Here is a 13647-nt window from a genome sequence, read left to right on the forward strand (position 1 = left end):
AAGCTAGTGCAGGAGCGCCTTGGTCACGACCTGCGCCGCCTGCCCGGGGCCGAACGTCGGCGGCTGCGGGCGCGGCTCGCCGGTGCCCAGGCGCACGACGACGGTGCCCGAGCCGGGATCGACCTGGACGATCTGGTTACCCAGGCCCAGCGCCCAGAACAGGTCGGCGGGCGCATCGGGCACGAGGCGGCCGTGCACGGCCTGCGGCGACTGCGCCTCGGCGACGCTGGTGGCCACGAGCGGGTTGGCGGCGATCACGCCCTCCCGGTTGAGCCACCACAGGTAGCCGTAGGCGGCGTTCAGCGGCGTCGATGGGCGCCCGGTGGCCTGACGCACCCAGGCCGCCGAGACGATCCGGCGCGCGCCCCAGCGCCCACGGTCGAGCATCAGCGTGCCGAAGCGGGCCATGTCGCGACAGGTCGAGTGCGCCCCGAAGAACAGCTGCGCGTGGCCGGTGCTGTCGCGGCTGAGGGTGGTGTCGCGCATGCCCAGCGGGCCGAACAGCCGCCGCTGCGCGAACGTCACGACGTCCTGGCCGGTGGCGCCCTGCAGCACGGCCTGGAGCGTCTGGATGGCCGCGTTGTTGTACACCCACACCTGGCCAGGAGCGCTCGTCTGCTGCAGGCCGATGGCGAACGCGGTGCGGTCCGGCGCGACGATCAGGTCGCGGTAGTCCAGCGCCAGGCTCCATTGGCGACCGGAGTCGTTGCTGAGCAGGTCGCGCACGGTCACCGCCGCCGCCGACGTACCGCGCCACTGCGGGATCCAGATCGACGCGGGGTCGTCGAGCCGCAGCGCGCCGTCGTCGACCGCGATGCCGACCAGCGTGCTGGTGATCGACTTGGTGGCCGAGAAGATCTCCTGGGTCGAGGCCGGCGTCGTGCCCCGGAACTGCCACTCCCCGACGAGCCGCCCGCGCCGGGTCACGACGAGGCAGTTGGACTTCCCGGCCTCCGCCTCGCCCGCGATGCGCGACAGCTCGGCGGCGTCGAGTCCCGCCGCCCGCGCGGTCTGGCGCGGCCATTGGTCGCCCGGCACCGTGGCCGCGGACGCGTCGGCGGCGATGCCGAGCGCCAGCGCCAGCGCGACCAGCAGCGCTCTCACCGCCCCGCCGCCCACCCAGCCGCCACATCGCCTACCAGCAGCTTCAGCAGCACGTGGCGCAGCTCCGCGTGCAGATCCATGAGCGTGGCGATGCGCCCCGCGCGCACCTCTGCGCCGACCAGCTCGGTGACCACGAACAGCGCCGCGCGGACCTCGACGTCGCGCAGCGGCGGAGCCTGCGGGAAGACGACCCGCGCCTGCTCGGCCATCGAGCGGTACAGCGCCGCGAAGCGGTCGTACTGGCGGTCGCGTTCCTCCAGCGCGCGCAGGCCGGCCGAGGGCAGCTCGACGAAGTACGAGCGGGCCATGCCCGGCCGGTCGACCCACCAGCGCAGGTAGGTCGAGACGCCGTCGTCGAGGTCACGCAGGGCGTCCTCGGGCGTGGTGACGGGGCCGTCCTCCGCGGCCAGCGTGGTCAGCAGCTCGTCGCCGGTGCGCTCGCACAGGGCGATGAAGCAGTCGGCCTTGTCGCGGAACAGCGCGTAGAACGCGTTGGTGGAGACGCGCGCGGCCGCGGTCACCCGCGGCACGCTGGTGGCCTCGTAGCCGCGTTCGGCCACGAGCTGTTCCATCGCGGTCAGCAGTCGCGCGCGCTGGGACGCGCGCACCTCCTCCGGCGGCAGCTTGTGGCGCCCGCGCTTGAGCGTCTGCGGCGTCGCGGTCTCCCCCATCAACGGGACCGTAGCACGAATTTGACATTTGAATTTGCGTCCGTATTTAATGACCGCCAAGGGTCCAGGCGGAGGAGAGACGATGCGAGGGATGTGGGCTGCGGTTGCGCTGGCCATGGCGACGATGGGCGGGTTGGCTGCGCCGGCGCTGGCCGCCGGCACGGTCGACGCCCAGCTGTCGGACGACTGCTTCTGGTTCGGACCGCGCGGCTTCGCCTACACCGACGGCGCGCACGCCGCCAACAACTATCCCGACGCCGACGCGACGTACTGGTTCGCGCGCTTCACGCTGCCCGCTGGGTCGCAGCTCGAGCTCAAGGGGCGCTTCCCGCACGCCCGCTACATGTCGCTCAGCTCCTACGTCGGCAAGGACCCGGCGGGGGCGCTGCTGGACGCAGCGATCACGCCGGACCGGGGCTCGCTGAACCCGTTCCGCCCGGGCGCGCGCCGTGATCGCCCCGACCGGGCCTACACCGTGTCGATCGTCGCCGCGCCCAAGCCCGCCACGCCGGCCCCCAACACGCTCTACACCGGCACCGACAGCGCGGACGTCGCGCTGGGCTACCGGGTGTACGTCAACGACCGCGGCACCGACGTGGCCGGCGACGGCGGTCTGCCCCAGCCCACGCTGGTGACCGCCGACGGCACGCGCATCACCGGCGCCGCCGCCTGCGCGGCGGTCAACCGGCCCGACCACGAGGTGCAGACGTCGCCGCCGATGACGCTGGAGCAGTTCAACGCGCTGCTGACCACGCCCGGGCTGGACCCGGCCACCGCGCCCGCCTCCCCCACGCCCACGTTCCAGCGCTTCTTCAACGGGGCCTACAACTTCCTCGGCGACTTCCGCCCGCAGACGCGCACCACGCTGACCCCGCCCGACACCGGCGGCGCGTTCAGCAACGGCGACAGCCGCTACGTCTACACCTCGATCAACCGGCAGTTCGGCCCGGTGCTCGTGCTGCACGGCACGCTGCCCAGGACCCCCGACACGCGTGACGGCCAGCGCGTGATGGGCAGCGGCGACCTGCGCTACTGGTCGCTGTGCTCCAACAAGACGCCGGTCAGCGGACAGGCCGTGGACTGCGTGACCGACGACCAGGTCGCGCTGCGCGGCGCGCGGCGCTACACGATCGTGGTCAGCCGGCCCGAGGATCGCCCGGCCAACGCCACGTCGCGCTGCGGCGTCACCTGGCTGGACTGGGGGCGCCAGACCGAGTCGCCCGCCGATCCCGACTACGGGCTGCTGCTCCTGCGCAACATGGTCGCCGCGCCCGGGTTCGCGCAGGCCGCCCAGCGCGTCACGACGTACGGCACCGAGCGTCAGGTGATGGGCGACTACCTGCCCACCGCCTCGTACACGACGACCGCCGGCTTCCAGCGCGAGGGCTGCGCCACGGTCAAGCCCAAGCGACGCGGGAGCGCGCTGCGCGCCGACGCAGCGCAGACGGCCTACCGCGACGGCCTGGCCGCCTACACGCACGCGTTCCCGGTGCTCATGCACCGGCTGTCGCAGCGGACGTTCCCGCTCAACACGCTGGTCAGCATCAACGCGCTGTCCAAGCCCGCCGATCGGCTGATCGTCCTGCCCAACGTCGACACCGTCTACACGGTGGGCAAGCTCGATCTGCGCGACGGCCCGCTGGTCGTGCACGTGCCCGCGCATGGCGATCGCTACTTCGAGCTGCAGCTGATGGACGCCTACACGAACGTCTCCGGCTACATCGGCACGCGCACGACCGGCGTGGGCCCCGGCGACTACGTGATCGTCGGCCCCGGCAACGCGACCCCGCTGCCCGCGGGGATGCCGGTGCTGCACAGCCCGACCGCCGACGCGCTGCTGCTCGGCCGCACCCTGGTCAACTCCCCCACCGAGCTGCCCATGCTCAAGGGCTTCCTGGCCGGGTACACGCTCGGGCCCCTGGGCGGCGAGGCCAAGCCCAGCACCGTCCTGGACGCGCGGCCGACCGTGCCACCGCCGACCCTGCCCACCGGGCTGGCGTTCTTCGACCTGTTCGACCAGATCCTGGCCGAGGATCCGCCCACCGCGGCCGAGGCCCGGGCGCTGGCGCCGCTGGCCAGGTACGGCATCGGCCCCGGCCTGTCGGCCACCGGCGCGCCGTTGACGCCCGCGGTGCGGGCCGCCCTGGAACGCGCGGTGCGCGACGGCCGTGCCCACATCGAGGCGCTGGTGGCCAAGCGGCGCCAGGCGCAGGTCCGCCGCAACCAGGGCTGGTCGGCCTTCGACCCGCAGGTCGGCGCGTTCGGGACCGACTGGGACCTGCGGGCGATGACGGCGCTGATCGGCCTGTGGGCCAACACGCCCGACGAGGCCGTCTACCTGATCGCCGCCAACGACGCGCAGGGCCGCAAGCTCAGCGGGCGCCACCGCTATGCGCTGACCTTCCGCACGCCGCCGCCGGCCCGGGCGTTCTGGTCGCTGACCATGTACGACGCCGATCTGGGGCTGATCGACAACCCGATCGGGCGCCAGGCGCTCGGCGATCGCGACCTGGGCCGGGGACCGGTGACGATCCGCCTCCAGCACGACGCACCGTCGGGCCGCACCGCCAACTGGCTGCCCGCGCCGCGCGGCACGTTCGTCGTCTCGCTGCGGCTGTACGTGCCCGAGCGCGCCGCGCTGGACGGCCGCTGGCGCCCGCCGGGGATCCGCTGCCTGGACTGCCGCTAGCCCGCGCAGTCGCGGCGCACCTCGGCGGCCATCGCGGCCAGGCGGCGCTCGACCTCGGCCAACGGGGAGCCCGACGCGTTCAACGCGCCGATGAACAGCACGTGGTCGCCCACGGCCAGCCACAGGTTGGCCGCGTTGATCGCGCCGCTCTTGGTCAGGCCGTAGAAGCCGCGCGCGCCGGGCACGCGCTCCGAGGTGACCGACCGGGTCGGCCCGCGCTGCTTGCGCACGTTGCGCTCGCCCAGGGCGATCTCGTAGGCCACCTGCTTGCGCGCGTCCGCGGGCGACCGGACGCGCTCGACCCAGCTGGCCGCGGCGCGGCTCTTGCTCTTGGGGTTGGCGGGCGGCGCGAAGATCGAGATCGCGCCCGACCGGAAGCCGTGGCGGCGCAGGAGCGCGGCGGTGCGCTTGGGCGAGGAGTCCTGCTGGGCCTTGACCCAGGCGGCGGCGCCGGTGTGCAGGACGGGCGTGGCCGTCGGGGTCAGGCCGGCGACGTGCGTGGGCAGCAGCGCGGTGGGCGCCGGACAGGCGGTGGCGGCGAGGGCGGCGGCAAGAGCGAGCATCGGCGCAACCCTTCCACAGGCACCGGTAGCGTTGCGCGCCATGCTGCGCGCCGCCCTCCTCGCCATCGTCGTCGCCGCCGGGTTCGCGGCCGCCTCGGCCGACGCCAAGACCGTCTGGCTGTGCCGTCCCGGCCTGACCGACAACCCGTGTGAGGCCAGCCGCACCGCCACCGCGGTGGCCGCCGACGGGACCCAGACCGTCGAGCGCTTCCCGGCCCAGCGCCGGCGCAAGGTCGACTGCTTCTACGTCTACCCCACGGTCAGCCCGCAGACGACCCTGAACGCCGACCTGACGATCGACCCGGCGCTGCGCACCGTGGCGACGTTCCAGGCGTCGCGCTTCTCGACGATGTGCCGCGTGTTCGCACCGGTCTACCGCCAGGTGACGGTCGGCGGGCTGGGCGACCCGGGCCGGGCACGGACCACCGGGGTGCCGATCGCCTACGCCGACGTGCTGGCCGCCTGGCGCGACTACCTGGCCCACGACAACCACGGTCGCGGCGTCGTGCTGATCAGCCACTCCCAGGGCACGGGCATGCTCACGCGCCTGGTGGCCGAGGAGATCGACCCCAAGCCGGCGGTGCGCCGGCGGCTCGTGTCGGCGCTGCTGATCGGCGGCAACGTGCTGGTGCCGGCCGGACGCGACGTGGGCGGCAGCTTCCAGCACGTCCCGGCCTGCCGGTCGGTCGTGCAGATCGGCTGCGTCGTCGCCTACTCCTCGTTCTTGAACACGCCCCCGGATCCCAGCCTGTTCGGGCGCGGGATGCAGAGCGCGTTCCAGGCGATCTTCGGCACGCCCGCGCGCGGCAGCGACCTGCAGACGCTGTGCGTCAACCCGGCCGCACCCGCTGGCGGCGATGCGCCCCTGCAGCCGTTCTTCCACACCGAGCCCGACGCCGCGGTGGGCACGCCCTGGGTGACCTACCTGGGCCGCTACCGCGGAGCCTGCTCGGACGCGGGCGGCGCGCACGTCCTGCGGATCACCCCCACCGCGGACGACTCGCGCCCCGTCGTCGCCGAGCGCCTCGGACCGGGCTGGGGCCTGCACGGCAGCGACGTGGACCTGACGCTCGGCGACCTCGTCTCGATGGCCACCCGCCAGACGGCGTCCTACCTGCGGCAGTGACCAACGCAAGGCGCCCCGGCGACAGGGTCGCCAGGGCGCGGTGCAAAACAGGGGGCGGGGCGACCCATTCGCGCGAGCCGTGGTTCGCGTAGTGGTGTCCGGCGGCCGATGGATTGGCCCCGCCTGATCCAGTTGTCGGACGGCTTTACGGCAACTTGAGCTTTAGTCTCGCGGGATGCCGCACGGGACACACGACTTCGCAGACGACCCTCGCAACGACGCGATCCGCATCTGGGTCAACGGGGAGCTGAAGCCGCGCGCGGAGGCGGTCGTGTCCGTGTTCGACTCGGGCTTCGTGCTGGGCGACGGCGTGTGGGAGGGCCTGCGCGTGCGCTCCGGCCATCCGGCCTTCGTCGAGCGCCACCTCGACCGCCTGTACGAGGGCGCGGCGGCGTTGATGCTCGACATCGGGCTGACCCGCGCGGAGCTGACCGACGCGATCTACGCCACGCTCCAGGCCAACGACATGGTCGACGGCGTGCACGTGCGGCTGATGGTCACGCGCGGCGTCAAGCGCACGCCCTACCAGGACCCGCGCGTGACGGTCGGGCCCGCCACCGTGGTGATCATCGCCGAGCACAAGGACCCGCTGCCCGGGACGGTGACCGACGGCATCACGCTGTTCACCACCCACGTGCGCCGAGCCACGCCCGACACGCTCGATCCCAAGCTCAACGCGCACAGCAAGCTCAACGACATCACCGCCTGCATCCAGGCCTACACGGCCGGTGCCGACGAGGCGCTGATGCTCGACCCGCACGGCTTCGTGGCCACCTGCAACAGCACGCACTTCTTCGTGGTCAAGGGCGACGAGGTGTGGACGTCGGACGGGCGCTTCTGCCTGCAGGGCATCACCCGCGAGAACGTCCTGCGCATCTGCGCCGGCCACGGCATCACCGCCCGCGAGACGACGTTCAGCCTGACCGACGTCTACAGCGCCCAGGAGGCGTTCGTGACGGGCACCTTCGCCGGCGTCGTGCCGGTGCGCACGGTCGACGGGCGCACGATCGGCACCGGTGAGCGCGGCCCCATGGTGCAGCGGCTGCAGTCGCTCTACCGGGAGCTGGTCGACCACGACGTCGCGGCGCGATGACGACGCGCATCGCCATGTGGTCGGGGCCCCGCAACATCTCCACGGCGATGATGCGGTCCTTCGAGAACCGGCCCGACACCGTCGTCGTCGACGAGCCGCTGTACAGCGCCTACCTGGCCCGCACCGGCATCGAGCATCCCGCCCGCGACGCGGTGGTCGCCTCCCAGCCCGCGGCGCTGGATGCGGCGATCGCCACGCTGTCGACCCCGCTGCCGGCGGGGATCGACGTCCACTACGCCAAGCACATGACCCACCACGTGTCCGAGGACATGGACCTGACCTGGTCGCTGGCCTTCCGCAACATCGCGTTGATCCGCGATCCCCTCGAGGTGGTCAACTCCTACGTGCGCTCGCGCGAGGCCTGCGAGCCCGCCGACATCGGCGTCCTGCAGCAGAAGTGGCTGGTCGACCTGTGGGACGGCCACGGTGCACCGGCCCCGATCATCGACGCCGGCGACTTCCTGCGCGCCCCCGAGCCGCACCTGCGCTGGCTGTGCGAGTGGCTCGACATCCCCTTCACCGACCGCATGCTGTCCTGGCCCGCCGGCCCGCGCGACAGCGACGGCGTGTGGGCGCCGCACTGGTACGACGCCGTGTGGAGGTCGACCGGCTTCGAGCCCTGGCGACCGCGCCAGATCGACCTCAACGCCCACGATGCCGCCGTGGCCGAGGCCTGCCGACCCGCCTACGAGGCGATGCACGCGCGGCGGCTGCTGGTCTGATGGACGACGCGCAGATCGCCCCGGGCTGGTTCTGGCGGTCGCGTCCGCAGGCTCTGACCGCGGCGTTGATCGGCGGAGCGGTCGCGCTGGCCCGCGGCGCCGCGCCCGACGCTAGGGTCGCCTCGTGAAGCCCGCCCTCATCGTCGCGCTCGTGCTCGCCAGCATCGCCGCGCTCGCTCCCGCCGCCCAGGCCGCCCGCACCGTCCACCTGCGCGGCACCGCGTACGAGTTCAACAAGACCGAGGTGCGCCTCAGCGGCGCGTCGATCCGCGTCGCGGAGCACCCGCGGCTGCGCGCGACCACGCGCGCCGACGGCACCTACGACCTGCGGGTTCCCGCCCGCAGCCAGGTGACGCCGTACATCGTCGCCCCCGGCTACCACACGGTCTACCTGCAGACGTTCACCCTGCGCGGGAAGAACCTGGAGCGGGTCAACTTCCAGACGCCGACCGATGCCGTCTACGGCGCGCTGGCCACGCTGCTGTCGGTGCCGCTCACCCCCACCGGCGAGCTGCAGCAGTGCGCGATCGTCTCGACCTTCAGCACGAACGCCGTGCGCGACCTGAGCTTCGACGCGTTCGTGGCCTTCGGCGCGCATGGCGTCGCGGGCGCCACGGCCAGCGGCACGCCCGCGCTGCCGCCCGCCGTCTACTTCAACGACCAGGTGGTCCCGGATCCCGCGCAGACGAGCTCGTCGATCGACGGCGGCGTCGTGTGGACGCGCGTGCCCACCGGCGTCTACCGGATCACGGCGCAGCATCCCGATCGGCGCTTCGCCAGCTTCGTGGCCACCTGCAAGCCGGGGCGCGTGGTCAACGCCAACCCGCCCTGGGGCCTGTACGAGCTGGGCTAAGTGCCGCCGAGGGCGCGGTGCAGGTCGCGCCACAGGTCGTCGGCGTCCTCGCAGCCGACGCTCATGCGGATCAGGCCGGGCGGGATGTGCTCCTGCCCGGGATGGGCGTTGCGCCGTTCCATCGTCGTCTCCACGCCGCCCAGGCTGGTGGCGTGGCGGATGACGCGGGTCGAGACGCACGCGCGGTCGGCCGCCGCCCCGTCGGCCAGCTCGAAGCTGACGATCGCCCCGTAGCCCGGATAGCGCACGCGCGTCACCGCGGGGTGCTCGCGCAGCTGCTCGACCAGGGCCGCCGCCGTGGCGCTGGCCTGACGCAGACGCAGCGGGAGCGTGCGCGCGCCGCGTAGCGCCAGGAACACCTCCAGCGTGCCGGGCGTCGCGCCGTTGAGGCTGCGCTGGGTGCGCAGCAGGCGCAGCTGCTCGGCGTCCTTGGTGATGGCCACGCCCAGGAGCAGGTCGGAGTGCCCGCCAATGAACTTCGTCGCCGAGTGGATCGAGATGTCCGCGCCCAGGGCCAGCGGCTGCTGGCCCAGCGGCGTGGCGAACGTGTTGTCGACGACCACGCGGGTGCCCGGTCGGCGGGGCGCCGCGCAGATCGCCTCCACGTCGGCCACGTCCAGGAGCGGGTTGGACGGGGACTCCACCCACAGCAGGTCGGCCTCCCCCGCGCGCTGGACCCACAGCGGGTCGGCCGCGTTGAGACGCTCCACCCGCCAGCCGTGGTCGCGCGCGCCGGCCGCCGCGATGCCCGCCACCCCCTGGTAGCAGTCGTCGCCGAGGACCAGGTGGGCGCCGCTGGGCAACTGGGCCAGCACGGCCGCACAGGCGGCCATGCCCGACGCGAAGGCCACCGCCTCGCCGCCCTCCAGGCCGCCCACGAGCTGCTCGAGCGCCTCCCAGGCCGGCGTGGCCTCGTTGCGGCTGTAGATGCGCTCGCCGCCCAGGATGAACGTCGACGACGGGACCAGCGGGACGTTGAGCGGGTCCCCCGGCTCGCCGGGCGGACGGCCGCCGACGATCGCCCAGGTCTCAGGGTTGACGTCCTCGGGATGCAGCATCCGCCGCACGCTAGCCGCCCCGGCTCTACGCTGCTCGCGTGAGCAGGGAAAGCGGTGTATTGCTCGAGCGGGATCTCGAGCCCGTGGTCGATGCGCTGGACCAGGCCCGCGCCGGTCGCGGGCAGACGCTGATCGTCGACGGCCCGGCGGGCAGCGGGGTGTCGGCGGTGCTGGACGCCGCCGCGGAGCTGGCCCGCGCGCGCGACATGGCCGTGGTCGACGTGCGGATCGAAGCGCTGCTGACGACGCATGTGCCCACGCTCGTGCTGGTCGACGACGCCCACTGGGTGGCCGCCGATGCGCTGCAGGCGCTGATCGAGCTGCGCCCGGCGCTGGAGCGGCTGCCCTACTGCGTCGCCCTCGGTCACCACCCGGGACCCGGCCGCTTCGACGCCCTGGCCGCCCATCTGCTCGACGACCTGGGTGCCGTGCGGGTGACGACGACGCCGCTGAGCCCGGACGCGGTGCAGCGCCTCGCCGTCGTCGTGCTGGACGACGACGAGCTCTCCGAGCGGTTCGTGTCCGAGCTCCATGCCCTGACCGCGGGCAACCCGTGGATGATCCGCGCGGTCCTCGGGGCGCTGCGCGACCGTGACCTGCCGCCGATCGTGCGGTCGCTGTCGGCGGTCGCGGCGGCGCCGCCCGATCCCGTCGCCCAGCGCGTGCGCCGGCTGCTGGGCGATCGTGCCCCGGCGGTCACCGCGCTGGCCGAGGCGGTCGCGGTGTTCGGCGAGCCGCTGACGCTGGCCCGCGCGGCCCGCGTGGCCGAGCTGCCCGTCGAGGACGCCGCGGTCGCCGCGGACGCGCTGGTCGCGGCCGGCCTGACCGAGGCCGGCGAGCCACTGGTGTGGGCGCAGCCGCTGGTCGGCGCGACCGTGCGGGCCACGCTCCCGCCCTTCGGCGCGGCCGCCGTGCACGCCCGCGCCCTGGCGCTGCTCGACGAGGACGGCGCGCCCCCCGAGCGCCGCGGCGGCCACCTGCTCCACCAGCCCCTGTCGGGGGATCCCGCCACCACCGACGCGCTGCGGTCCGCCGCGGCGCAGGCGTCACCCGACGAGGCCGTCGCCCTGCTGCGCCACGCGCTCGCCGCACCCCCGGCGCCCGCCCTGGAGCCGCTGGTGCTGGCCGAGCTGGCGCTGGCCGAGGCCGCCGCGGGCGCGCCGGAGGCGGCCGACCGGCTGGACGCCGCGGTCGCGGTCATGCCCGACCGCGCGCTGCGCGGCCGCCTGCAGGTCGCACTGGCCCGCGCCCTGCTGGCCGTCGGCGCCTACCAGGCCGCGGCCACGGCGGCCGAGACGGTTCTCGAGAGCCTGGAGCTCGGCGACCCGCACGCCGAGCCGCTGCTCATGGTCGAGCTGATCGCGCTGGCCGCCGACCGCACCGTGCTGGCGCCGGGGACCGCCCGCGCCCAGCCGGTGATGATGGCCGCGCTGCAGGGCGATCTGCCCGAGGATCCCGGGCTGTGCGCCTGGCTGGCCGCGGCGCTGGCCGGGCTCGGCGGGCCGCTGTCGCTGGTCCAGGCGCTGCTGGCGCGCGCGTTGCACGACAGCCCGCTGGTCGACGACTCCCACCAGATCATCGGCAGCTACGCCCAAGCGGCGATGCGCACGATCCAGGACTTCGAGGTGGCCGAGCGGGTGGCCACCGCCGCGATGGCCCGCGCCCGCGAGGCCGACCTGCCGATCGCCTTCCTGCTGGCCCAGCACGATCGCGCGATCGCGCGCTGGAAGCTGGGGCGCATCGATGACGCGCTGGAGGACGCCCGCGCGTCGCAGGCCCGGCCGGACGGCCCCTGGTCCAACCACGCGCCGTACGTGACCTGGCTGCTCGTCGGGCTGCACGTCGACCGCGGCGAGCACGCCGAGGCCCGGGCGGTGCTGGACGACGGGCGCGAGCGCTACCACGGCCCGCTGGAGCTGGCCAACGTCGAGCACGCCGCCGGAATGCTGGCGCTGGCCGAAGGCGACGCGGCGACGGCCCTGGCCCACTGGCTGGCGGCGGGCGAGGCGATCGAGTCCTTCCATCCGGGCCTGGCCCCGGCGTGCCTGGAGTGGCAGTCGGCGGCGGCCCGGGCCGCGGCCCAGCTGGGTGAGGTCGCGCTGGCCCGCGACCTGGCCGAGCGCGAGCTCCAGCGCGCGGAGGCCGTCGGGCTGCCGGGGTCGATCGGGATCGCGCTCCACAGCGCCGGCCTGGCCGCGCAGGGCGACGAGCGCGTGGAGCTGCTGCGCCGGGCCGTCGCCGACCTCGAGCGCTCGCCGCTGCGCAAGCAGCACGCCGAGGCGCTCACCGATCTCGGTGTGGCCACGCGCGACGCCGGCGACCCGGTCGGGGCGCGCGCGCCGCTGTCGGCCGCGCTGGACCTGGCCGACCGCTGCGGCGCGACGGTGCTCGTCGCCCGGGCCCGTCAGGAGCTGTACACCGCCGGCGCCCGCCCCCGACGGGCGGCGCTGACCGGCGTCGCGGCGCTGACGGCCAGCGAGCGGCGGATCGCCGAGCGGGCCGCGCGCGGAGAGACGAACACGGAGATCGCCCGCGAGCTGTTCGTCTCGGTCAAGACCGTCGAGGGCACGCTGGCCCGCGCCTATCGCAAGCTGGGGATCAGCTCGCGGGGCGAGCTGGCCGAGGCGATGGCGGACGCCGACTGAGCGCGGCGCGCCTGCGCTCCAGGAGGCGGCGCTCGGCGGCGTCGACGACGAGCGCCAGCGCCCGCTCGTAGGCGGCGTCGGCCTCCGGGTCGCGTCCCAGACGCCCGAGCAGGTCGGCCCGGGTGGCGTGCAGGTAGTGGTAGGCGTCCAGGCCCGTGAGGCCGTCGACCAGCGCCAGGCCCGCGGCCGGACCGTCGGCCCGGGCCACGGCCACGGCGCGGCTCAGCGCGACCACGGGCGACCCGGTGCGCCGCTCCAGCTCCGCGTAGAGCGCGGCGATCTGGGCCCAATCGCGTGGCTCGTCGGCGTGCAGCGAGGCGATCGCCGCCTGCACGACGTACGCGCCCCCGGCGCCCCGCAGCGCCAGCGCACGATCCAGCACGGCGCGGCCCGCGGCGATCCGCTCGGCGTCCCACAGCGCGCGGTCCTGGTCCTCGAGCAGCACGAGCTCGTCGGCGCGAATCCGGGCCGCGCGGCGGGCGTCGAGCAGCAGCATCATGGCCAGCAGGCCGTGCGCCTCTGGCTCGTCGGGCATCAGCTCGGTGAGCGCCCGCCCCAGCCGCAGCGCCTCGCCCGTGAGCTCGTTGTCCCCCGTGTAGCCGGCGTTGAAGATCAGGTAGACGACGGCCAGAACGGCGGCCAGGCGATCGGGCAGCAGGCGATCGTCGGGCACGCGGAACGGAATGCCGGCCGCCTTGATCTTGCGCTTGGCCCGCACGAGCCGCTGAGCCATGGTCGCCTCGGGGACCAGGAACGCCGAGGCGATCTGGCGGGCGTTGAGGCGGCCGAGGGTCTGCAGCGTGAGCGCGACCTGCGCCTCGGTGGCCAGCGCCGGGTGGCAGCAGGTGAAGACCAGCTCCAGCCGCTCGTCGGGGAACGTCGTCGCGTCCACGGGATCCTCCACGGCCTCGTCGGGCACCTCCAGCTGGCGCGTCTTCTCGGCCAGGGTGCGCGCCCGCCGGATGCGGTCGATCGCGCGGTTGCGGCCGGTGGCGACCAGCCACGCGCCGGGGTGCTCGGGCACCCCGTCGCGCGGCCAGCGCTCCGCCGCGATCGCGAACGCGTCCTGGGCGGCCTCCTCCGCGAGGTCGAAGTCGCCCAGGAAGCCGATCAACGCGGCGAG

The 13647-nt window shown here is 74.4% G+C and carries 12 protein-coding genes; 7 read left to right on the plus strand and 5 right to left on the minus strand.

The annotated features are described in order from the left end of the window. Nucleotides 1-3: 3 nt before the first annotated feature. On the minus strand, nucleotides 4-1104 hold the full coding sequence (locus ACZ5UI_RS07450; RefSeq protein WP_464195801.1) for a serine hydrolase domain-containing protein: 1101 nt from the start codon (nucleotides 1102-1104) through the stop codon (nucleotides 4-6). Beyond that, a complete protein-coding gene (locus ACZ5UI_RS07455) occupies nucleotides 1101-1775 on the minus strand; it encodes a TetR/AcrR family transcriptional regulator (protein ID WP_464195803.1) in 675 nt (224 codons plus the stop codon). Before ACZ5UI_RS07455 ends, ACZ5UI_RS07450 begins: the two co-directional genes overlap by 4 nt. 91 nt (nucleotides 1776-1866) lie before the next feature. Here ACZ5UI_RS07455 and ACZ5UI_RS07460 point away from each other — a divergent pair, with 91 nt between their 5' ends. Next, on the plus strand, nucleotides 1867-4464 hold the full coding sequence (locus ACZ5UI_RS07460; RefSeq protein ID WP_464195806.1) for a DUF1254 domain-containing protein: 2598 nt from the start codon (nucleotides 1867-1869) through the stop codon (nucleotides 4462-4464). Here the strand turns inward: ACZ5UI_RS07460 and ACZ5UI_RS07465 are convergent. Next, a complete protein-coding gene (locus ACZ5UI_RS07465) occupies nucleotides 4461-5027 on the minus strand; it encodes a hypothetical protein (RefSeq protein WP_464195808.1) in 567 nt (188 codons plus the stop codon). The genes ACZ5UI_RS07460 and ACZ5UI_RS07465 overlap by 4 nt on opposite strands. Before the next feature lie 40 nt (nucleotides 5028-5067). On the opposite strand from ACZ5UI_RS07465, the gene ACZ5UI_RS07470 reads away from it, so the two are divergent. The 5 genes from ACZ5UI_RS07470 to ACZ5UI_RS07490 all read left to right on the plus strand — a co-directional run bounded on the left by ACZ5UI_RS07470 (nucleotide 5068) and on the right by ACZ5UI_RS07490 (nucleotide 8821). Further along, nucleotides 5068-6153, plus strand: a complete 1086-nt coding sequence (locus ACZ5UI_RS07470) for a DUF3089 domain-containing protein (protein ID WP_464195810.1) — start codon at nucleotides 5068-5070, stop codon at nucleotides 6151-6153. A 175-nt stretch (nucleotides 6154-6328) separates the two neighbouring features. After that, nucleotides 6329-7246: an aminotransferase class IV gene (locus ACZ5UI_RS07475; RefSeq protein ID WP_464195812.1), complete on the plus strand. Its 918-nt coding sequence runs from the start codon at nucleotides 6329-6331 to the stop codon at nucleotides 7244-7246. Then, a complete protein-coding gene (locus ACZ5UI_RS07480; RefSeq protein ID WP_464195814.1) occupies nucleotides 7243-7968 on the plus strand; it encodes a sulfotransferase-like domain-containing protein in 726 nt (241 codons plus the stop codon). The genes ACZ5UI_RS07475 and ACZ5UI_RS07480 overlap by 4 nt, the downstream gene beginning before the upstream one ends. Further along, on the plus strand, nucleotides 7968-8096 hold the full coding sequence (locus ACZ5UI_RS07485; protein WP_464195816.1) for a hypothetical protein: 129 nt from the start codon (nucleotides 7968-7970) through the stop codon (nucleotides 8094-8096). The genes ACZ5UI_RS07480 and ACZ5UI_RS07485 overlap by 1 nt, the downstream gene beginning before the upstream one ends. Next, on the plus strand, nucleotides 8093-8821 hold the full coding sequence (locus ACZ5UI_RS07490) for a hypothetical protein (RefSeq protein WP_464195818.1): 729 nt from the start codon (nucleotides 8093-8095) through the stop codon (nucleotides 8819-8821). The genes ACZ5UI_RS07485 and ACZ5UI_RS07490 overlap by 4 nt, the downstream gene beginning before the upstream one ends. Here the strand turns inward: ACZ5UI_RS07490 and ACZ5UI_RS07495 are convergent. After that, nucleotides 8818-9879, minus strand: coding sequence for a trans-sulfuration enzyme family protein (locus ACZ5UI_RS07495; RefSeq protein ID WP_464195820.1), 1062 nt, complete (start codon nucleotides 9877-9879; stop codon nucleotides 8818-8820). The genes ACZ5UI_RS07490 and ACZ5UI_RS07495 overlap by 4 nt on opposite strands. Nucleotides 9880-9938: 59 nt before the next feature. Between ACZ5UI_RS07495 and ACZ5UI_RS07500 the strand changes: the two genes are divergently transcribed. After that, complete coding sequence (locus ACZ5UI_RS07500; protein ID WP_464195822.1) at nucleotides 9939-12524, plus strand: LuxR C-terminal-related transcriptional regulator; 2586 nt, start codon at nucleotides 9939-9941, stop codon at nucleotides 12522-12524. Here the strand turns inward: ACZ5UI_RS07500 and ACZ5UI_RS07505 are convergent. Beyond that, complete coding sequence (locus ACZ5UI_RS07505; RefSeq protein ID WP_464195824.1) at nucleotides 12478-13638, minus strand: RNA polymerase sigma factor; 1161 nt, start codon at nucleotides 13636-13638, stop codon at nucleotides 12478-12480. The two genes, ACZ5UI_RS07500 and ACZ5UI_RS07505, sit on opposite strands and share 47 nt — an antisense overlap. Nucleotides 13639-13647: the final 9 nt, after the last annotated feature.

It is taken from the genome of Conexibacter sp. JCM 18997 (assembly GCF_055391915.1).